Here is a 20,749-nt window from a genome sequence, read left to right as displayed (position 1 = left end):
AATAAATAAAGTAAACGTTTACGTAGTTGGAGTGAAAGAATTACTTTAACTCTTTCACTGAGTTTCTTTCCACAATTTCATGTGGTAAAATGCGACTTCCTACATTTTTACCATTTTCCATCATTGAAATGATCATTTTTACAGCCTGATGTCCCATTTGAGTTAATGGCTGACCGACCGTTGTCAATGACGGTGTACTCATTTCAGCAAGTCTCGTATTATCAAAGCCAATGATCGATATTTGTTCTGGTATTTTAATTTTTTGATCAAATGCGATTGACATCGCCCCTAATGCCATTTCTTCACTCGTACAAAAAAGTGCCGTAAATTCTTCTTTCTTTTGTAGCAACTCTTTCATACACTCTTTTCCTGAGTTAAAAGCAAAGTCGCCATATGTAATTAGGTCCTCATATAAACTGATCCCATGGTCGAATAAAGCCTGTTTATACCCTTCTACTCTTGGACTTCCTGCAATCGGATCATTGTTATCTCCACTTATTAATGCAATTTTCTGATGTCCTTTTTCAATTAAATAGGAAACTGCGTGATACGAAGCATGTTTATCATCGATTTTCACATATGGAACTTGAAATTGCATAGATTGAGTAGATACTAATACAAAGGGTATATTCATGGCTACGATCGCTTCGTAGTATTCTCTAGTCAGAATCTCACTTGTGAAAATTAAACCGTCTACCTTTTTTTCTGCTAATACATTTAAATAATCCAGTGTACGGATCCCATTGCGGTCTGTATTACAAATGATGACACTGTACTGCTCATGATGTGCAGCTTCCTCAATCCCATCAATCAACTTTGAAGAAAACATTGAAGAGACATTTGGCATTAATACTCCGATTGTTTTCGTCCTTTTACTGACTAAGCCACGAGCGATTCCATTTGGTTTGTATCCAAGCTCTTGAATTGCGTTCATGACTCGTTCTTTTGTCGCCGCAGAATAGCCAGCTTGACTATTATTTAATATTCTAGACACAGTCGCAATTGACACATTCGCTTTTTTCGCAACATCTTTAATTGTATGATTCATTTAAATTCTCCTTGAGTAAACGTTTACTTTTACAAATTAACATAATAAGAAAACGTTTTCAATCATAATTTTATTTCGTTTTTCGAAGTTTTTCACCGAAATTGATTGAAGGTTCTGATAATATTCATTATACTATACTTAATTTCATAAATCGGTTTCCTGCTTTTTAAATATCATTTCTATCATTCCTTTATATGATCTTTTAACTAGCAAACCGTTTATTCACCATCATTTAAATATAAAGGAGAATTGTACATATGACAAACAAACGATCGCTTACGATTAATGATTTAAAAACACTCCAAGTAGTAAATGAACCTCAGTTGTCCCCTGATGGTTCTAAAGTTGCTTTTGTTCGCCAATTTATCTCAGACAAAGATGAATATACATCTCATTTATTTGTACAAGATGTTAACGGTGAAACAAGCCAAGCCTCACAATGGACATTCGGTGACGGAAAAGTTGCTTCACCACGATTTTCACCTGATGGGCAATATCTCATTTTCGTTTCATTAAAACCGAACGCAAAACCACAGCTTCAATTATTATCATTATCAGGTGGTGAAGCCAAACAAATTACAGAGCTTGAAAACGGAGCATCGCAGCCATTTTGGTCTCCTGATAGTAAAAAAGTGTTATTTACAACTGCTTTTGAAAAAGGGAATCCACCGACAAAGGATCGTAAAGAACAAGAAAAAAAAGAAGAACCTGATAAACCGGACCCCCTTGTTGTTGAAAGGTTAAAATATAAGTCGGATGCTGCTGGATTTCTTGATAAGAAAAGAAAACAGCTCGCGGTATATGATCTCTCTGAAGATTCCATCGAATTTTTAACAGATGACGAAGTTGACCATGAACCTTCTAGCTGGTCACCTGATAGCCAATCAATCGCTTATTTTTCTAATAAAGAAGCGGATGACCAACTAATCTCAGATATTTATATATATGACTTTAAAACGAATGAATCGAAAAGACTAACAGACGGAAAAGGGATTTATACATTCGGTGTTTTTTCTCCAAACGGCGAAAAAATAGCCTATTACGGTCATGAAAAAGAATTTTACGGGGCGACACAAAACAAAGTATGGATCCATCATCTCACAGACAATACGAGAGAGTGTATTACAAAAGATTGGGATATCCATATTACAGACGCAGCTATCGGTGACCTTCGCTCTGGCCACCCGAACCCGGGACCTATTTGGTCTAAGGATGAGAAAGAAATTTATGTAACTGCTAGTACAAAAGGATCAACCAACTTTTATTCAGTGACAATTGAAGGAAATATTCAAGAACGATACACAGGTCATCACCACGTTTACGGTTATCATGTGAACGTTGAAAAAAATATAGCTGTATTAGGTGTAAGTTCACCGACAAATCCAGGTGAAATTTATGTGCTTTCTCTTGAATCTAATCATGTTCGCCAGCTTACTTCATTTAATGAATCATTATTAGAGGAAGTTCATATAGCTGAACCTGAAGAGATTTGGTGTAAAGCACCTGATGGATGGGACGTTCACGGCTGGATACTTAAACCTTATAACTTTAAAGATGGTGAAAAATATCCGACCATTTTAGAAATTCATGGCGGTCCACATGCTATGTATGCAAATACATTTTTTCATGAGCTACAGCTATTGGCGGCACAAGGCTATGTCGTCTTATATTCTAACCCGCGCGGAAGTCACGGATACGGGCAATCATATGTTAATGCTTGCCGCGGAGATTATGGGGGGAAAGACTATGAAGACCTCATGAGCTTCGTTGATGCTGCCGTAGATCGATATGATTTCATTGATACAGACAGACTTGGAGTTACAGGCGGAAGCTATGGCGGCTTTATGACAAACTGGATCGTTTCACATACGAATAGGTTTAAAGCTGCTGCAACGCTTCGCTCAATATCGAACTGGATTAGCTTTTACGGTGTAAGTGATATTGGCTATTTCTTTGCAGAATGGGAAATTGGTGCGTCTTTTTTAGAAGATCCTGAGAAGTTATGGAAGCATTCGCCATTAAAGTACGTGAAGCAAATCGAAACACCATTACTAATCTTGCACGGTGAAAAAGATTTCCGTTGTCCTGTTGAACAAGCAGAGCAGCTGTTCATTGCGCTTCAACATCAAAAGAAAGAAACACGATTCGTCCGGTTCCCGAATGCAAACCATGAGCTTTCTCGAAGCGGACCTCCATACTTGCGTTATGCGAGATTAGAAGAGTTAACCAATTGGTTTGAAAAATATTTAAAACAATAACGGATAAAGAAAGCTGTCTGCAGCATATTTGTAGACAGCTTTCTTCTTTTCTATTTCACTTTTAACGTTCAAAAAGCTCTAATTCAACAATTTCATTAATAAATTCTTTAGATGTTTCACCTTCAAAGCTGATTTCAACTTGCTGGCCGGGCTGGAGTGCTAAAGCGAGGACGCCGAGTAAACTTTTTGCATCAACTACCCAATGATCCTTCTTAATTAATATCGTTGATGAATAGTTACTTGCTGTGTTCACAAACATACTTGCAGATTCAGCAAAAATTGGTTTTTTCACAATTAATTTCATGAATATCCCTCCCTTTCCTCTTTTTATTATAAGTCGCATTTTCACCAATTACAATTTAAATATAATAAGCAGTCACATTTCCACTTTTAACCTATGTTTTGCTATGATAAATATAAGAAAAGAGCAATGACATCTTGCCCCCTACTTCGAAATCATGAATCGGTATATTTCTTTCAATAAATTCCAATGAGGAGATGACGTACATTGAACAATAGTTGGAACAAGTATTTTCAAGCGAGAAAACCAAAAATGTTAGATATAGATAAATTTCGGCGATTTGCTCTATTTATACCTGTTATACATAAAAATGGTGAGCCACACATATTATTTGAAGTTAGAGCTGCCAATGTTCCCCAACCTGGTGATGTTTGTTTTCCAGGAGGTAAAGTTGATAACACTGACCCATCTACAGAATATGCTGCCATACGTGAGCTGTGTGAAGAGCTCGGTATAGATGAAACAGATGTCACCTTAGTCGGAGAACTAGATCATATGATTACGGCATTTGGTTTGATCCTTTACTCATATATAGGTGTCATTCACGAAGACGCCAAATTAAATATTAATAAAGACGAAGTTAAAGAAGTATTTACCGTTCCGTTATCGGAACTTAAACAAATGAAACCGAGAATACACGATGTGAAGCTCGAAGTGAAGCCAGAAGAAAACTTCCCGTTTCACCTTATTCCAAATGGTGAGAATTATGAGTGGCGTCAAGCCGTTATAAAAGAACTCTTTTACGAATATAACGGCTACACAATCTGGGGCTTAACTGCCCGGATATTGACTCACGTGATGGAAGAAATAGAAATTGCTGAAAAAGCTAATTGAGCTCCTTATTTGTTTTAGGTAATGAAAAAATAAATATGAAACTAATAACAGCAAATATAAACACACCAATATATACACTATTTAAAGAAAACGACAGCCCTTCTTGGATAAATTCCTGTTCCGTTTTACTAAACTGCTCCCTTCCAACCGAATCGAGCATCATATTTACGACATCCAAGGAGGGTGCAATATTTAATTCCTCCCCTGTTTCCCTTAAATATTGTTGCATACGACTGTTTAATATTCCGCCAAGTAATGCTACACCAAGTGCACTTCCTAGTAACCGCATAAACATATTCGATGCTGTCGCTACACCTCTCATCCTCCACGAAACACTGCTTTGAATGCTGACAATAAACGTTGTAGTAGAAAACCCCATTCCTCCGCCAATAAAAAATGAACCCAGCCCCGCCCAAATCGGATGTTGAACAGTAGGCAATGTTAAAAATATCGTTGCACCTATCATCAAACTGATCCCACCAAACATCGCAGTTTGTCTCGAACCCTTTTGAACAACCCATTTTCCAGCAAGGGTTGAAGAGATCGGCCAGCCGACACTCATCATCGTTAACGCAAATCCAGCAATAATTGCCGGCTGATCAAGAACAATTTGTACATATGTAGGGAGAAAGCTTGATACACCGATGAGTACAGCACCCAAAGTTAACGAAGCAACATTTGCTATGACGATAAGTCGGTGTTTCCATATCGACAATGACATAACCGGATCTTTTGCTCTGTTTTCCTGCCATAGAAATAATGCAAAAGTGACGATAAACACTCCTAACAAAGTCAAAATTTGCGGTGAATTCCACTCCCATTGAACACCTCCTTGAATGAAAATAACCATTAGAGAAGTGACGCTAACGAGTAATATTCCCGATCCAGCATAGTCAATTTGAAGTTTACGCTTTTCGACGTTTTCATGTAAGTAAACAACAACCCCAGCCATTGCAATGAGTCCAAAAGGAACATTAATGAAAAACACCCATTTCCAGTGCATAAATTCAACGATTACACCACCAAGAACAGGTCCAAGAATGGAAGACACACCCCACACACTTGCTAAATATCCTTGGATTTTTCCTCTTTCAACTTTCGTATAAATATCCCCGACAATCGTTGTCGCAATAGGTTGTACTGCACCAGCGCCTGCTCCTTGAATAAACCTGCTTATAATTAAAAACTCAATGGAAGGTGCAAGTCCACACATGATCGATCCGAAAAGAAAGATCGTAATTCCAATTGAAAACACAAGTTTTCTTCCAAATATATCAGATAACTTCCCATAAATAGGGATCGTCACAACTTGCATTAATAAATATGCTGAAAATACCCAGCTAAATAAGGCAAAACCTCCTAAATCAGAGACGATACTCGGAATTACCGTTGCGACAATCGTTCCTTCAACTGCAGCCATAAACATAGCTAACATAACTGCAGCTAAAACGAGAGGTCTTTTCGTTATTTTTTCCTTCATCTCGTTCACTCCAGACAGTCCAATTATTTCTATTATATCAATTTTTTATGAATTGACGTTATGAATAAAGATATAAGGTTAATAGAAAAAGAATGAGAGAAATGCATACCTCCCACTCATCTATTAAGAATAAAAACAAAAAAACTGTTGAGAATGTCTCAACAGCCTGTACACTTCACTTTTGAAGTGTTTTATGATGATTCATCTTTATTTAGATAGTTTTGAATATTCATCGCTGATCGATGGAAGAAAAATGCACCGATTAGGAGTCCAGCAACGATTGCAATCATTAGTGTTTCTTGTCCAGAAACTGCTGTATTCCCTGGTAACATCATTCCTATTGCCATAAATCCGCTTAAAGCTAGTAATATATATGCAAAACGTTTAAAATCCGTCACTTTTAATTTAAGATCTTGTACCTTTTTATCAGTCATACTATTCCCACTCCTTTATTGAAGTAGTTGTTGTTCTTCGAAACTATGAATAGTATAACATGTGAATGAAGATGGTGAGGATGTAATTATTACCACATTTTCCAAAGAAGAAAGGACTAGCGTGATTATACATTCCAGTCCTCTTGTACTTAACCTCTATTACGCATCTCCTTAAGCATTAGAAGAACCATTTTTGCAGAGTGAACCGAAGCTTTTTTCAAAAATTGGTCATACGATATTTTTGCATCAGATCCTGCAATGTCAGACAAGGAACGGATGATAACGAACGGACATTGGAACTGGTAACATACTTGTGCAATCGCACCAGCTTCCATTTCAGAACAATATGGATCATTAAACTGTTGACGAATAGACTCTACTCGCTCATGATCACTCATAAATGAATCACCGGATACGATTAAGCCTTTCACTGAATGGATTCCAATCTCCTCTGCACAATTCTCTGCTACGTTCATCAACATCTCGTTTGGCTCATAATATGCAGGCATTCGTGGAACTTGACCAAATTCATAGCCAAAAACTGTTGCATCAACATCGTTATATCTTACTTCTGTTGAAATAACAATATCTCCAACTTTCAAGCTTTGATGGAATCCACCAGCTGACCCTGTATTAATAATATAATCTGGCTGAAACAACTGATTCATCAATGTAGTACAAATTGATGCATTTACTTTGCCAATCCCTGATTTAGAAAGAATGACATTAACCCCTTCTAAATTTCCTAAAAAGAACTCACAGCCAGCAATGATTTGCTCTTCTGGTTCGTTCATTTTTGATTTTAATAATTCAACTTCTTCTTCCATCGCTCCAATAATTCCAATACGCATTTATCTTACCTGCCTTTACTATGTAAATATTCCTACTTTATCATAGCGAAAGGTTAAGCAAATAACAAGGCTACCTTTTCAATTATGATGTTATGGTTTACAATAAGTATCCGCCCGTAAAACGGGCGGTTATAATTTCGCCCTATAAGGGCACTTTACCACCAGAGTCCCTTAAGGGACCTTATTCATTTGGTCCGTGCCAAAAGAATTTTGAGGACATCCCTTTTCATAATCAAATAGAATTCGAAATCGCTATAAGGCGGACGCTTTCACTCCAAAGCACAAGTGCGACATCTACTCGTGCTGCACTTCGTTTGCATTCGTAGTGTCTTCTTTGCAGCGGGCAATCCCTCAACTTCCTAGGTGCCACACTGTATGCACCTAGGGGATTTTCGACGATTGCTTTTCCCGCCTGAGTCACCGCCTAGCGCTCTTTCGAGTACATGATGATATTTAAATGACATACTAATAGCAGAAAAAACGTTGTGGGAAGTTGTTTCTCAGCTCATTTTTATCTCACTTAAATGGGAATGGGCTTTTGTTATCAAAGATATTTATGTTCATTTCGTATCCATCATTTAAGATAATAAATGACATGACGCAAATAAAGTTGTCATCCAAAGGTGGAAGGTACTGCGCGACTGTCTCTTTCTCTACTAGTATAGCTCTGTCGTTTATCCGTCGAGACAAATCGCTGTATTTCGAAGAAGCAATGCTCTTTCCTACGGAAAAACGGACGAGTTGAGATCCCTTCGAGCTTGGTCGAAGTAGCTCAACCGTTCGTCCGTGGCAAAGAAGACACCGTGAATACGAAGAGCGGATGTCGCACTTGTGCCCTGGGGTGAAAGCAAGCAGTATACCTTCCAACTATTCGTTACTTTTAAAGAAATCTCACGAATACAACCCTTAAAGGTTTATTTTCACACAGGCAGAGCCTGTGGTTTACAAAAAATATAATGACAACGAAAGGATGGTGCAGCTATGATAATCCATACTGATCATATAAAAGACAAGGTAGAGTTTTTTGAAGCAAAAACGATAGACGAGCTCGAAAAATCGATCGCAAAAAAAATTGAAGACAATAAGGGAATATTGTTAGAAGTTCATCACGTTTCTCATCAAGTCAATTTTGATCCAAAAAGTGGGCAGAAGCTTTATTCTGCAGTCATTCACTTTAAATCTAATTAGGTTTAGCCTGCCTGACGATTCGTTCATCTCCAGTGAATGTATATATAAAATCATTTACAAACTGCTGACTATTAACCCCAACTGCGACTTTATGCTTTGGTGCTGCAGGAAGATTAGCTAACGGACGTATATCTGGAAACGTCGCACCAATGGTTAGTACTTGATTATGTTCTACATAAACACGATAATTCCGAAACATAAACAAATCTGGATTTACAATAGAACTGATTGCCACAACATCATGGAGAGGACTTCCTGGTAAGTCTTCTCCTACAGCTTCAGTATAATATTTATAATAAAAGTCAATAATCGCTTTAAAAATCTCATCTCCCGTTGCTTCTGAGATCAAATTAACAATTTGTGGAGAAATAAACACACTATTTGTTACATTTAACGGAATGAGCGTTATGTTTGCTCGTGATTGAATAATTGCATTTGCAGCAACTGCATCCCCGTGAAAATTCGCTTCTGCAATCGGAGTTATATTACCCGGTGCAAAAAACGCCCCACCCATAACGATAATTTCCTTCATCTCTTTCATTAAGTTTGGATAAAAAATACATAACGATGCAATTGACGTTAATCTACCAGTGGTAACAATCGTTAAATCATTTATATTTGTTTTTATAAGGTCAATAACATCAAAAAAATTTTCGAACGGTTCTAAGTTTATATGCTTTGACACATTAATTGTCCCTAACCCGTACTCTCCATGTATTTCTTCGTGAACTTTCGGTTCTTCTCCTCTAAACGGGGTTTCAGCACCTGAAAAAACTGGCACATCATCTATACCGAGGTGCATGAGTAAATATACAGTATTTCTAACTGCATTGTCTCTCGTCGTGTTACCATAACTCGCAACAATACCGACAATCTCTATTTCAGGATGAAAGTGTGCATACATAATAGCTACAGCATCATCAATACCTGGATCACAGAACAGAAGGATTTTTTTCAAAATATGTTCCTCCTCTATCATCGTTTTTTGGAAAATATTAGTATAATCTTATTCACATGCTATGAAACATATGAGAACCATTGGATAATTAGGATTAACAGAATCCTATTACAAATATCTTGTATGAAAATGACCAAAATATTTTGCAGTAGTGATATTCTGTAGACAGTAATGTGCTCGTTACTGTTTCATTAAACTTGAACTGAAAAACTACACAAAGCCTGGTTTATCGTCAAAGAGGTTTTCAGGAAGGGTATTGTACTTGCCTAGAAACTCTTATGCTTTCGTGCAAGTCTATGAAAGCCTTAATTGACGTTATACTATTGTCCAAAGGTTTTATAAATTCTATCGTATAAAAAAAGGGTAATGGACGTATGAATTCCATTAACCTTCTGAACAAAATTGTTTATTGTCTATATGGATTATGATCCAATTGTTCAACTGAAACAGGCATCCACCCTTCATTTGTTACCCACTCTAACCGTACTTCATAAGGTGTTGCACGGTTTTCATAATTACTGACAGTGCCAATTGCACTTTGATGATCTCCGCCATTTCTTATACGCCAAATCGTCATATCGTCACCTAGATTTGTTGCGTACTGCAATGCTTCAGTCATCTCATCCCAGTTTATATGATCACGATCATACACTGCAGCAAATGGTTCCTCTTGCACAGTTCCAATAGGCTCCCATTCGCCTTCACCTACTGGTGACCCTTGTTCATTTTCATCTTCCTCTTCTTCTTTGCTTTCATCTGCTTCTTCTTCAGTACCATTTACATCTGAATCAGACTCGCTCTCTAAATCAATGTCATTATCGCCATCCGGGTTAGCTCCAACATTATTGTCTTCGTTCATCTCATCTTCATCAGCTTGTTCTTCACTTTCCTCAAGATCACCACTGAGTTCTTCGTCATTCTCTTCCTGATCTGTATCGTCTACAGATACTGGTTCAGAATCACCGCCAAAAATGAGGGAAGCACCAAAAAATATAATTGCAACAACTACAAGACCAATCGCACTATTTAAGATCATATTCATTCGACGTTTCTTTCTCATATCTGAACGCCGAGGTTGATAATCTCCATATTGAGTCATCTATGAAAAGGCCTCCTTTAAAAAGCTTCTCCGCTCTTTAATCATATTATAGATCATACAATGAGAAATTTCGAGACTTGTTCTACAAATATGTCCGTTAATACTTCTGCAGCTGTAAAATAATTTCCTTCAGCAAAATACGGTTAACCATCTTTTATCGTCAACTTGCCTAAATAGCATTCAAGGTCCACTCGAGAACCGTTTAAGTAATCAGTGAACGATTCCTCAAAATAGTAAAACACATCAATAGAAAAATCCCAACGAAGGACAAGTAAGGACAAGTGCCTGGTGCCTGGCACATGGTAATAATATCCATGTGCCAGGCACTTGTCAAAATCTGGTCAAAAAAAGGCCACGGAGGCACGGTAGTCTCTGTGGCTAAAAAATCATATTTTCAATTCTTATTGAATTTCAGTAATCTCAACTTCCATATCTCCTCCCGGAGTAGAAACTGAGACACGGTCACCAATCGTTTTCCCCATCAAGCTTTGAGCCATTGGAGAATCGTTCGAAATCTTCCCTTCGAGCGGATCAGCCTCTGCACGTCCAACAATTGTATATTCTTCTTCTTCACCGTCTGGTAACTCTTTAAATGTTACAGTTTTCCCTAAAGAAACAATCGAAGAATCACTATCTTCCTCAATAATCTCTGCATTGCGGATCATTTTCTCAATTTGGTTAATTCGACCTTCAACAAAAGCTTGTTCTTCCTTTGCCGAATCATATTCAGAATTCTCTGAAAGATCACCGAAGTCTCGAGCTACTTTTATTCGTTCTACGACTTCTTTACGTCGCTCCGTTTTTAAGTATTCAAGCTCTTTTTCTAATTTTTCTTTACCTTCTAATGTCATATAATGTTTTTCTTCTGCCATATTTCCTTCACTCCTTCAAACGAATAAATACTGTTATAGGGTCCGCATGATTAAATACGAATCCCTTCACTACTTGATTCATTTCAAAATAGGTTTGAAACGATAAAACGAAATCTGGTGAACGCTTTCATCTCTTTTTTTTAAGCGTTTCGAGCACACAGCTAAAAAAGAAACAGGTATGATGAACCATATGAAGCTTTTCTTGAAATATGAATACAATTCATTTCAATACTTCCTGCAAAGTATATAGAAAAAAAGAAATGGATGCAATATATCACATCTTATTCCGAAAAATTAAGTAAAAACTTTGAGGAAAAAAGAATATAAAGAAATGGTCAGCACCTTCTTATTACGCCCGATGTCCTGCTGTGACGAAAGCTGTGTGATGCTGAACCAATACTATATATGGAAATTGTAACCGTTTCTTCCTGCTATTTTCCCGCTCTTATAATGCTATTACAAAATCGCTTTTTCTTCAAGAATGGTTTTCACTTTTGTCACTAATAAATCAATCGCAACATGATTATGACCACCCTCAGGTATAATCACATCAGCGTAGCGCTTTGTCGGTTCAATAAATTGTAAATGCATCGGACGAACAACTGACGTATACTGATCGATTACAGAATCAATCGTACGGCCCCTTTCACGAATATCCCGCATTAATCGTCTAATAATCCGTACGTCAGCATCAGTATCGACAAAAACTTTAATATCCATTAAATCACGAAGTCGCTCATCTTCTAATATAAGGATCCCTTCTAAAATAATCACATCTCTTGATTGTAGTCGTATCGTCTCTACAGAGCGTGTGTGATTCGGATAATCGTATATAGGCTTTTCGATTTGTTTCCGGTTTCTAAGTATTTCTAAATGCTCTAAAAGAAGATCATTATCAAAAGCTAAGGGATGATCATAATTCGTTTTTAAGCGCTCTTCCATCGGTAAATGTGTTTGATCTTTATAATAAGCATCTTGTTCAATCATTAAAATATCTTGATCTTTAAACTTACAATAAATTTCATTTGCAACAGTTGTTTTCCCCGATCCAGAGCCACCTGCTACTCCAATAATGACAGGCCTTTTTTCCATTATAATGCTTCCTTTCTCATCATGTTATTAGCATATACAGGCTTGTCTACCTTCATTTTCACGATTTGTAACGGGTGACGAGCCGCATCGATCTCATTTCCTTTTTCATCCCATATTTTTTCAACCTTCTGAGTGAAATGATCAATTTCCGGACCGAAAAATTCGACTTCATCACCAGGACGGAAATGATTGCGCTGTTGAAGTGTTACGATCTTTGTTTCTTCATCGTAATTTAATACAAGAGCTGCAAAATCATGAGTAGTTCTTTGGCGATGATTTTTAAACAATTGCTCTTTGTAACCCGGAGTATTTTCAAAGAAAGCAGGTGCTGTTGGACGATTAGCACACTTCGCTAATTCTTCGAGCCATTTAGGATCAACTTTAAAGTTATCCGGATCAGCACAATAAGCATCGATTACTTTGCGGTAGACACTAACAACTGTCGCAACATAATGAATGGACTTCATCCTACCTTCAATTTTCAAACTGTCGATGTCTGCTTCTACAAGTTTCGGGATCGATTCAATTAAATTTAAATCTTTTGGTGACATTGCAAATGGTGCGTCATCACGTTCAAATTGTGCCACTTCTTTAACACGGTTATTAGTTTGTTGCTCTTCAGCAAATAAAAAATAATCCCAACGACACGATTGACAACAACCGCCGCGGTTTGAATCTCTTGCTGTCATATGATTACTCAATACACAACGTCCTGAGTATGAAATACACATTGCACCGTGTATAAATGTCTCAATTTCGATATCTACATTCTTTTTCATTTCGAGCATCTCTTCGAGTCCTACCTCACGAGCTAGAACAACACGTTCTAGCCCTTCCTCTTTCCAAAACTGAACCGCTTGCCAGTTTGAAAGGGATTGCTGAGTAGATAAATGGACTTCAAGCTTTGGTGCCACTTGCTTACACGTTTCGATGATTAGAGGGTCAGCGACAATAATACCTGCGACTCCGACGCGTTCTAGCTCTTGCAAATACTCTTCCAGTCCATCCATATTTTCATTATGAGCAAAAATATTAGTCGTCACATATATACGCGCATCATAAGTATTGGCAAACTGTACTCCCTCTGCCATCTCTTCTATCGTAAAATTATCAGCATTTGATCGTAGACCAAAATCCTGTCCACCTATAAATACAGCATCTGCTCCATAATGGACGGCAATCTTTAATTTTTCTAAATTACCAGCTGGTGCTAATAATTCTGGCTTTTTTGTGATCACACGTTTGCCCTCTTCCTTCTTACTCGCAATTTGCTGCATGATGATCACTCCTTAATAAACCGTTTCTTTGAAAAAGAAGCCCGTATCAATGTCTCGGTTCGGAGGCTGAATAGCCTTTACTTCTTCAACAAATTCATCTTTTTTGTCACTATAAGCTGCTGCATCTTCTATATATAAATCAATCGCTTCGCGGTATAACGAAGTAATTTTCAATAAATATTCACGATCCTTTAAAATACCATCTATTTTAAAAGAATCGACTCCTTCATCAATCATTTCCTCAAGTTCGTCAATAATACATATATCTTTTGGACTCATAATATGGGTACCGTTTTTATCTTCCCAAATTGGATATTTCGCATCACGTTCAGGATCATGAAGGAACAAGCTGCGATCTTTACTGTGCCCTTCAACTTTAAGATCTTTTCCTTGAAACTCCATATAATTTCCGAGCAACATCCGCTTTGATTGAAACATACATGTCATTCCATGTACTTGCACTTCAATTTCAACTTTTGCTTCCTCTTTGATCTCTAAAATCGCATCCATGTTTAATTCTCTTGCTAGTACGGTACGCTTGGCACCTTTTCGCCCCCAATAATTTGCGGTATACCAGTTTGTCGCAGTCGTTTCTGTATTCCAGTGAAGTTTCATATTCGGAGCATACTCACGTACATTCATTAACACAGCAGGATCTCCAAATACGATCGCATCAACATGAATTTCATTTAAAAATTGAATATACTCAGGAAGTAATTGTAGTTTATCATTGTGAAACAAAGCATTCATTGCAACATAAACTTTAGCTCCTTGTTTATGTGCAATATTTACAGCCTTTACAATATCTTCTTTTTTAAACTCACCAGCTAGTCGTAAGCCAAACTCTTCTTCGCCGATCAAAAAGGCGGTTGCACCTGCGTCTATTAATGGTTCAACATCCTCTAGACAAGTAGGTGTTACTAATAATTCTGGTTTATTCACAAAGGTTCACCACCTTTATCATTTTCAATATTCTGCTTTTTAATATTCACCATTACACCGTCACCAATTGGATAAATCATTGATGAAAAGCGTTCATTTGACATTAAACGTTCGTTAAATTTCTTTAATTTGTTAACCATTTGAGTGAATCTTTTTTTCTCAGGTTGTACCGCTCCTGATACCATCCCTTTAAATAAAATATTATCCGAAATCATGAGTCCGCCCACTTTTAACATTGGCTCATAAAGTGTAAAGAAGCGTTCATATTGTCCTTTCGCAGCATCAATAAAAATCACATCAAACGATTCGTAAGTTGAAACAACGCTAGATTGCTCAAGTGCATCACCGACAATTAATGAGATTTGACTCTCTTTACCAGATTTTTTAATATTCTCCCGTGCCACGTCAGCACGTTCTTGATCACGTTCTAGAGTTACAATAAAAGCATCGGGACATCTCTCAGCCATTCGTATTGCTGAATAACCGATCGCTGTACCAATTTCTAATATTTTTTTCGGGTGTTGCACCTCTAACAGTTGCAGCATCATACACATACTTGTTGATTCCATAATCGGTACATCATGTTCTTTTGCATAATGTTCCATCTCTGCAATGTGTCCTTCTCTTTGTTGCAGAAGTGACCGTATGTACGTTTCATTATCTTCGTGCAATACCATAAAAAAAGCGCCCCCTTGGCTGCTTTTCAAGAGGAAATATGAAAGAATTGTCCATGCTTTTCTTCCCCTCTTTTTTCTTTTTCATCTAATTGACCGATATATTTTAACATAAAAAGAAAGAGAATGCGAACTTTAGCGCACCCTCTTCATCGAATATATTAATCTCGGTGTTCCTCTAATATTTGCTGATGCTCCGAATAGGACTCGGATAAATATATTTCACCATCTTCTGCATGGTAAAAGTATAAATAATTATGATTTGCTGGCTGCAGAGCCGTACGAATCGACGCTTCACCTGGATTGTTGATCGGACCGACAGGCAAGCCAGAAACATGATAAGTATTATATGGTGATTCTATTTCTAAATCTTCGTATGATGTTCTTGAAAGGTGCTCACCATGTGCATATGCAACCGTAGGATCCATTTGCAGTGCCATATTAATATTTAATCGGTTGTGAACGACACCTGAAATTACTTCTCGTTCCTCGTCATTTCTTGCTTCCCCTTCAATAATCGATGCAATCGTCATAATTTCATGGAATGAATAGCCTGTATCTCCAGCATACACTTCTAATACTGCAGCAGTGCGATCTAGCATAGCTTCGATTACTTGTTCAGCAGTAACCTCATCATCAACAAAATCATATCTTGCAGGAAAAAGATACCCTTCAAGCGGCCAACGAATTTCTTCTTCTAAAATATCGTCTGTTAATATTGAATATCGCTCAATGAGAGAGTCAATATATTCTTCATCTTGAACGAGCTCAATTAAGTCTTCTTCTTCTAAATTCGTCTCATCCGCAATCCGTTCGAACACTTCTTCTAGCCAACGGCCCTCAGGTATTGTAAAGGAAAGTGCATAATCTTCGTACACAACGCCTTCCTTCAGCGTTTCAATAATTTCATCCATATGCATGGACCTTGCTAGCTCATATTCACCAGCTTGGAAATGTCCTTCATTTTTATACCTTACATAAAAGCGAAACATCGTTCCGTTGCTGACGATTCCTTCCTCTTCAAGAATTGATCCTATTCTTGTACTTGTTGATCCGATCGGTATCTCTACCGTGATCATCTCTTCATCTGTTTCATCTACTGGACCAATTGCATTCATTACATATTTATACGTTGCATATGTCGCACCAGCAACAGTTAAAATGATAACTAAAAAGCATATAATCACTATTTTCCTTACAAGAGAAGCTTCTTTTTGCCTTTCTATTAGCTTTTCCTTATGTTTTATTTTTTCATTATCTTTATTCGCATCTTTGTTTTTCCCGTTCTTATTACCTGTCAAAACGCTGTTCCCCCTTTCACCCAATCTATTATACACCATTTGTTTAAAAAAATGGGAAATTGTCGAACAGTGTAATGAATTTTTTATCCCGTCCAGAAACGACTGACCTTATTAGGATTAGGTTCGTCATATAAGTGTTCGTACGATTAACACTTGGCTTCGCTTCGAGTACGTCATGGTTATTTTTCACAAAGGCAGAGCATCTGGTTTACAAAGGATATAATTTAAACCCCAAAGCGTAACCGCTTTGGGGTGGATGTTGTTTAACTAGTTTTATTCTTCTCCATCGTCTGTAAACGTATTTAGAAGTTCTTCAACCATATCCCATTCTTCTTCAGATTCAATAGGATAAAGTGAGAGATCTTCGCCTTCAGGTTCTTCATAACGGAATGCGTGAACTTCAATTTCGTCTTCTTCTGACTCATTTGACCCTTCTGGTGCTAATACCATATAGGAGTGACCTGTTGCATCAACATCGAAAGTGAATAACACTTGAAATAAGTGTTCATCTCCATTTTCATCAGGAATAACAATACGGTCATCATCTTGTGGTTGGTTAATTTCAGGCTTCGACATAATGTCAGCCTCCTTTAAGTATTAATTTGAATCTAAATAGCCTTGCAATATCATCACTGCAGCCATTTTGTCTATAACTTTTTTCCTTTTCTTCCGGCTTACATCTGCACTGACGAGCATTTTCTCTGCTGCAACTGTTGACAATCGCTCGTCCCACATTTTCACATCGAGGTTCGTACGCTGTTTAACATCTTCTGCAAATTGCTGACACATCTCACCGCTCGGACCGATTGTACCATTCATATTTTTAGGCAGTCCTACAACTATAGTACTTACATCATACTCATTAATTAATTCATCTAAACGAACGAAATCCTTTTCAGGATCTTCTTGATCTCGCTTTATCGTCTCAACACCTTGAGCTGTCCAGCCTAATGCATCACTAACAGCAACGCCTATTGTTTTCGTACCTACATCTAACCCTAAAACTTTCATATTTATCCTTTCTGCTGCTGTGAAAGATAGGACCTCACTAGCTCTTCGATAATCTCATCCCGTTCAATTTTACGAATTAAATTACGTGCATCGTTGTGACGCGGAATATATGCAGGATCTCCCGATAGTAAATAACCAACGATTTGATTAATCGGATTGTACCCTTTCTCCTCCAATGACGAATAGACTGTATAGAGTACTTCTTTTACGTCTTCATCCATAGAGTCTTCGTTAAAGTTAAATTTCATAGTATTGTCCATAGAACTCATGACTTACACCTCACTCTAGTTTTGAAAGAAATGGTACATATAACGGATCATTTGTAAAACCTATGCTAAGCAACGAATTTCTTTCATACAAATTTCGCCTTCTTGTCCATATTGTACACGATTTCCCTTCAATTAGTAATCACTTTTAACTAAATCAGAGACAATACTTAGCGCCTCTTCTAATTGCTCTGGATTTTTTCCTCCAGCTTGGGCCATATCAGGTCGGCCTCCGCCGCCTCCTCCACAACGGCTCGCAACTTCTTTAACAATTTTGCCTGCATGGTGACCTTTTTCAATTAAGTCTTTTGAAACGCTAGCAACGATACTTACCTTTTCATTGTTAACAGAAGCTAGAACGAGAATACCTGAATCTAGTTTCCCTTTCAAGGAATCAGCCATTTGCCTTAATCTGTTCATATCAGGAACATTGACTTTTTTCACCAATAATCGAACTCCTGATACTTCTTCCACTTCATCTAATATATTTCCTGCTTCCAATTGACTTAATTTTGCAGAAATCGATTCATTTTCTCGTTCTTTTTCTTTTAATTGTTTTTGTATCTGCTCAATTCGGGATGGAACGTCGGTTATATGCGTTTTTAACGTAGTGGCAGCTTCTTTTAAAACGTCAACTTGACTGTTCATAAATTCATATGCATTTTTACCTGTTACTGCTTCAATTCGTCGAACTCCTGCTCCAATCCCGCCTTCAGAAACGATTTTAAACAAGCCGATTTCAGCTGTATTATTTACATGACAGCCTCCACACAGTTCTAAACTGTAGTCACCGACTTTGACAACTCTCACTGTATCACCATATTTTTCTCCGAATAACGCCATCGCTCCCATATCTTTTGCTTCTTGTAAGCTTTTAAACATCGTATTTACTTTAATACCAGCCCATATTTTATTGTTAACGATCGTTTCAATTTCTTCCATTTCTTCGACAGTCATTTGTCCAAAATGGGAGAAATCAAACCGCAGTCGTTCTTCTGATACGAGAGAACCTGCTTGATTTACATGATCACCTAAAACGTCTTTTAATGCTTGGTGCAGTAAGTGTGTTGCTGTATGGTTCTTAATAACCCCTTTTCTACTTCGCACATGTACTTTAGCAAATAAGTCTGAATGGTTTGTAAGTGTTCCCTTTACTACTTTTACGGTATGAAGATTCTGACCATTTGGAGCTTTTTGAACATCTTCTACGTGAAGAAGCATTTGTTCATTTTCGAAAACTCCTTTATCAGCAATTTGTCCCCCGCTTTCAGCATAAAATGGGGTGCGATCAACGATCATTTGTACAGTATCTCCTTCTTGTGCACACTCAACTCGTTCTTTATCTTTTATGATTACAATCACAGTTGAAGTCGCTTCAAGAGAATCGTACCCGACGAATTCACTTTTATCTTTAATGTTTCCAAGAATTTCATCTTGCGTTTGCATGGATCCCGAATCTTGTCGTGCAGCTCTTGCACGTTCACGTTGCTTCTCCATTTCTTTTTCGAAACCTTCACGGTCAATCGAATAGCCCGCTTCTTGTACATACTCTTCTGTTAGGTCAACTGGGAAGCCGTATGTATCATATAAACGGAAGACGTCAACACCTGTGATGATTTCACTCGAATCTGTTCTTGCTTTTTCAATCACCCGGTTTAAAATGGCTAGTCCGTCATTTAAAGTTTCATGGAAACGCTCTTCTTCATTTTTTATCACTTTTTGGATAAACTCCGCCTTTTCATTAACCTCTGGATAAAAATCTTTCATGATTTTTCCAACAACAGGAACTAGCTCATACATGAATGGACGTTCAATATTTAACATCTTTGCATAACGGACAGCACGTCGAAGCAATCTTCTTAATACATAACCTCTCCCTTCATTTGAAGGTAATGCACCATCAGAAACCGCAAACGTAACTGTACGCATATGGTCTCCAATGACTTTAAAAGCTGTATCTGTTTCAGACGAATTCCCATAAGACTTATTCGTCAGTCTCTCTGTTTCTGAAATAATCGGCATGAATAAATCGGTATCAAAGTTGGTTTTTGCATCTTGGATTACTGATACCATTCTTTCAAGACCCATCCCTGTATCAATGTTTTTCTTAGGAAGCGGCGTATAGCTTCCATCTGCGTTATGGTTAAATTGTGAAAAAACAAGATTCCAAATTTCTAAATAACGTTCATTCTCCCCTCCCGGAAACAGCTCGGGGTCATTTTGGTCATTCCCGTATTCCTCACCCCGATCATAAAAAATTTCTGTATTCGGTCCACACGGTCCTTCACCAATATCCCAAAAGTTTTCTTCTAAACGAATAATTCGTTCTTTTGGTAACCCGATCTCTTTATGCCAAATATCAAATGCCTCATCATCATCAGGATAAACCGTTACAGACAACTTTTCTTCATCAAAACCAATCCACTTTTCACTTGTAAGGAATTCCCACGCCCAATGAATCGATTCCTCCTTGAAGTAGTCTCCGATAGAAAAATTCCCGAGCATTTCAAAAAACGTATGGTGCCTTGCTGTTTTTCCGACATTTTCAATGTCATTCGTCCGGATCGATTTTTGTGCATTGACAATTCGTGGGTTTTCCGGAATGACACGACCGTCAAAATATTTTTTTAATGTTGCTACACCGCTGTTGATCCATAATAGTGATGGATCTTCATGTGGAACAAGTGATGCACTCGGTTCAACGTCATGACCTTTTTCTTTGAAAAAATCTAAAAACATTTGTCTTACTTGAGCAGAGCTTAACTTTTTCATTGTACTTCCTCCTTTATTTATAGAAAATCTTATTTTAAAACAAAAAAACTCTCATCCCAAATAAACAGGGACGAAAGTTATCTTACGCGGT

Annotated in this window: 20 protein-coding genes; 3 read left to right on the top strand and 17 right to left on the bottom strand. The window is 37.5% G+C overall.

From position 1 onward, the window contains the following. Nucleotides 1-40 precede the first annotated feature (40 nt). Nucleotides 41-1,048, bottom strand: coding sequence for a LacI family DNA-binding transcriptional regulator (locus tag CD001_RS13910; RefSeq protein WP_096188288.1), 1,008 nt, complete (start codon nucleotides 1,046-1,048; stop codon nucleotides 41-43). A gap of 257 nt (nucleotides 1,049-1,305) precedes the next feature. Here CD001_RS13910 and CD001_RS13905 point away from each other — a divergent pair, with 257 nt between their 5' ends. Further along, entirely contained in the window at nucleotides 1,306-3,306 is a 2,001-nt protein-coding gene (locus CD001_RS13905) for a S9 family peptidase (protein WP_096188287.1), read from the top strand. Between the two features lie 61 nt (nucleotides 3,307-3,367). Here the strand turns inward: CD001_RS13905 and CD001_RS13900 are convergent, their stop codons facing one another. Next, the gene (locus CD001_RS13900; protein WP_096188286.1) at nucleotides 3,368-3,610 is read right to left on the bottom strand and encodes an HPr family phosphocarrier protein; all 243 of its coding nucleotides are present in this window, start codon (nucleotides 3,608-3,610) and stop codon (nucleotides 3,368-3,370) included. Between the two features lie 204 nt (nucleotides 3,611-3,814). Between CD001_RS13900 and CD001_RS13895 the strand changes: the two genes are divergently transcribed. Beyond that, nucleotides 3,815-4,441 carry an NUDIX hydrolase gene (locus CD001_RS13895; protein ID WP_257009816.1) on the top strand — a complete coding sequence of 209 codons (627 nt, stop codon included), beginning with the start codon at nucleotides 3,815-3,817 and terminating at the stop codon, nucleotides 4,439-4,441. Here the strand turns inward: CD001_RS13895 and CD001_RS13890 are convergent. The 3 genes from CD001_RS13890 to mtnN form a co-directional block, all read right to left on the bottom strand. After that, the gene (locus tag CD001_RS13890) at nucleotides 4,434-5,921 is read right to left on the bottom strand and encodes an MDR family MFS transporter (protein ID WP_096188285.1); all 1,488 of its coding nucleotides are present in this window, start codon (nucleotides 5,919-5,921) and stop codon (nucleotides 4,434-4,436) included. The two genes, CD001_RS13895 and CD001_RS13890, sit on opposite strands and share 8 nt — an antisense overlap. A 191-nt stretch (nucleotides 5,922-6,112) precedes the next feature. Further along, entirely contained in the window at nucleotides 6,113-6,355 is a 243-nt protein-coding gene (locus CD001_RS13885; RefSeq protein WP_096188284.1) for a YrhC family protein, read from the bottom strand. A 149-nt stretch (nucleotides 6,356-6,504) separates the two neighbouring features. Further along, a complete protein-coding gene (gene mtnN / locus CD001_RS13880) occupies nucleotides 6,505-7,206 on the bottom strand; it encodes a 5'-methylthioadenosine/S-adenosylhomocysteine nucleosidase (RefSeq protein WP_096188283.1) in 702 nt (233 codons plus the stop codon). A 981-nt stretch (nucleotides 7,207-8,187) separates the two neighbouring features. Here mtnN and CD001_RS13875 point away from each other — a divergent pair. Further along, nucleotides 8,188-8,394, top strand: coding sequence for a DUF2536 family protein (locus tag CD001_RS13875; protein WP_096188282.1), 207 nt, complete (start codon nucleotides 8,188-8,190; stop codon nucleotides 8,392-8,394). On the opposite strand, the gene CD001_RS13870 is transcribed toward CD001_RS13875, so the two are convergent. From CD001_RS13870 to alaS, 12 genes are all read right to left on the bottom strand, one after another. After that, nucleotides 8,387-9,352 (bottom strand): nucleoside hydrolase, encoded by a 966-nt coding sequence (locus tag CD001_RS13870; protein WP_179298747.1) that lies wholly within the window; start codon nucleotides 9,350-9,352, stop codon nucleotides 8,387-8,389. The two genes, CD001_RS13875 and CD001_RS13870, sit on opposite strands and share 8 nt — an antisense overlap. Nucleotides 9,353-9,758: 406 nt before the next feature. Then, on the bottom strand, nucleotides 9,759-10,451 hold the full coding sequence (locus tag CD001_RS13865; protein ID WP_096188280.1) for a YrrS family protein: 693 nt from the start codon (nucleotides 10,449-10,451) through the stop codon (nucleotides 9,759-9,761). 401 nt (nucleotides 10,452-10,852) lie between these two features. Then, nucleotides 10,853-11,323 carry a transcription elongation factor GreA gene (gene greA, locus CD001_RS13860; protein WP_096188279.1) on the bottom strand — a complete coding sequence of 157 codons (471 nt, stop codon included), beginning with the start codon at nucleotides 11,321-11,323 and terminating at the stop codon, nucleotides 10,853-10,855. A gap of 456 nt (nucleotides 11,324-11,779) precedes the next feature. Next, nucleotides 11,780-12,415 carry a uridine kinase gene (udk, locus tag CD001_RS13855; protein WP_096188278.1) on the bottom strand — a complete coding sequence of 212 codons (636 nt, stop codon included), beginning with the start codon at nucleotides 12,413-12,415 and terminating at the stop codon, nucleotides 11,780-11,782. Further along, entirely contained in the window at nucleotides 12,415-13,692 is a 1,278-nt protein-coding gene (locus tag CD001_RS13850) for a peptidase U32 family protein (RefSeq protein ID WP_096188277.1), read from the bottom strand. The genes udk and CD001_RS13850 overlap by 1 nt, the downstream gene beginning before the upstream one ends. A gap of 12 nt (nucleotides 13,693-13,704) precedes the next feature. Next, on the bottom strand, nucleotides 13,705-14,634 hold the full coding sequence (locus CD001_RS13845; RefSeq protein ID WP_096188276.1) for a peptidase U32 family protein: 930 nt from the start codon (nucleotides 14,632-14,634) through the stop codon (nucleotides 13,705-13,707). Then, the gene (locus CD001_RS13840) at nucleotides 14,631-15,311 is read right to left on the bottom strand and encodes an O-methyltransferase (protein ID WP_096188275.1); all 681 of its coding nucleotides are present in this window, start codon (nucleotides 15,309-15,311) and stop codon (nucleotides 14,631-14,633) included. Before CD001_RS13840 ends, CD001_RS13845 begins: the two co-directional genes overlap by 4 nt. Before the next feature lie 158 nt (nucleotides 15,312-15,469). Next, nucleotides 15,470-16,609, bottom strand: coding sequence for an endolytic transglycosylase MltG (gene mltG, locus CD001_RS13835; RefSeq protein ID WP_257009815.1), 1,140 nt, complete (start codon nucleotides 16,607-16,609; stop codon nucleotides 15,470-15,472). Nucleotides 16,610-16,882: 273 nt separating this feature from the next. Beyond that, the gene (locus CD001_RS13830) at nucleotides 16,883-17,185 is read right to left on the bottom strand and encodes a DUF1292 domain-containing protein (RefSeq protein WP_096188273.1); all 303 of its coding nucleotides are present in this window, start codon (nucleotides 17,183-17,185) and stop codon (nucleotides 16,883-16,885) included. A 21-nt stretch (nucleotides 17,186-17,206) separates the two neighbouring features. Further along, the gene (gene ruvX, locus CD001_RS13825) at nucleotides 17,207-17,620 is read right to left on the bottom strand and encodes a Holliday junction resolvase RuvX (RefSeq protein ID WP_096188272.1); all 414 of its coding nucleotides are present in this window, start codon (nucleotides 17,618-17,620) and stop codon (nucleotides 17,207-17,209) included. A 2-nt stretch (nucleotides 17,621-17,622) separates the two neighbouring features. Next, entirely contained in the window at nucleotides 17,623-17,889 is a 267-nt protein-coding gene (locus CD001_RS13820; protein WP_096188271.1) for an IreB family regulatory phosphoprotein, read from the bottom strand. Between the two features lie 132 nt (nucleotides 17,890-18,021). After that, on the bottom strand, nucleotides 18,022-20,658 hold the full coding sequence (gene alaS, locus CD001_RS13815; RefSeq protein WP_096188270.1) for an alanine--tRNA ligase: 2,637 nt from the start codon (nucleotides 20,656-20,658) through the stop codon (nucleotides 18,022-18,024). Nucleotides 20,659-20,749: the final 91 nt, after the last annotated feature.

Source organism: Evansella halocellulosilytica (genome assembly GCF_002335745.1).
GTDB lineage: Bacteria > Bacillota > Bacilli > Bacillales > Salisediminibacteriaceae > Bacillus_CA > Bacillus_CA halocellulosilytica.
The sequence above is the reverse complement of the archived record's forward strand: the minus strand, read 5'-3'. Positions and strand labels throughout refer to the sequence as shown.

Coding starts and splice junctions, on each gene's coding strand:
- CD001_RS13910 (WP_096188288.1), bottom strand. CDS start 1,048: ATGAATCATACAATTAAAGATGTTGCGAAAAAAGCGAATGTGTCAATT.
- CD001_RS13905 (WP_096188287.1), top strand. CDS start 1,306: ATGACAAACAAACGATCGCTTACGATTAATGATTTAAAAACACTCCAA.
- CD001_RS13900 (WP_096188286.1), bottom strand. CDS start 3,610: ATGAAATTAATTGTGAAAAAACCAATTTTTGCTGAATCTGCAAGTATG.
- CD001_RS13890 (WP_096188285.1), bottom strand. CDS start 5,921: ATGAAGGAAAAAATAACGAAAAGACCTCTCGTTTTAGCTGCAGTTATG.
- CD001_RS13885 (WP_096188284.1), bottom strand. CDS start 6,355: ATGACTGATAAAAAGGTACAAGATCTTAAATTAAAAGTGACGGATTTT.
- mtnN (WP_096188283.1), bottom strand. CDS start 7,206: ATGCGTATTGGAATTATTGGAGCGATGGAAGAAGAAGTTGAATTATTA.
- CD001_RS13875 (WP_096188282.1), top strand. CDS start 8,188: ATGATAATCCATACTGATCATATAAAAGACAAGGTAGAGTTTTTTGAA.
- CD001_RS13865 (WP_096188280.1), bottom strand. CDS start 10,451: ATGACTCAATATGGAGATTATCAACCTCGGCGTTCAGATATGAGAAAG.
- greA (WP_096188279.1), bottom strand. CDS start 11,323: ATGGCAGAAGAAAAACATTATATGACATTAGAAGGTAAAGAAAAATTA.
- udk (WP_096188278.1), bottom strand. CDS start 12,415: ATGGAAAAAAGGCCTGTCATTATTGGAGTAGCAGGTGGCTCTGGATCG.
- CD001_RS13850 (WP_096188277.1), bottom strand. CDS start 13,692: ATGCAGCAAATTGCGAGTAAGAAGGAAGAGGGCAAACGTGTGATCACA.
- CD001_RS13840 (WP_096188275.1), bottom strand. CDS start 15,311: ATGGTATTGCACGAAGATAATGAAACGTACATACGGTCACTTCTGCAA.
- CD001_RS13830 (WP_096188273.1), bottom strand. CDS start 17,185: ATGTCGAAGCCTGAAATTAACCAACCACAAGATGATGACCGTATTGTT.
- ruvX (WP_096188272.1), bottom strand. CDS start 17,620: ATGAAAGTTTTAGGGTTAGATGTAGGTACGAAAACAATAGGCGTTGCT.
- CD001_RS13820 (WP_096188271.1), bottom strand. CDS start 17,889: ATGAGTTCTATGGACAATACTATGAAATTTAACTTTAACGAAGACTCT.
- alaS (WP_096188270.1), bottom strand. CDS start 20,658: ATGAAAAAGTTAAGCTCTGCTCAAGTAAGACAAATGTTTTTAGATTTT.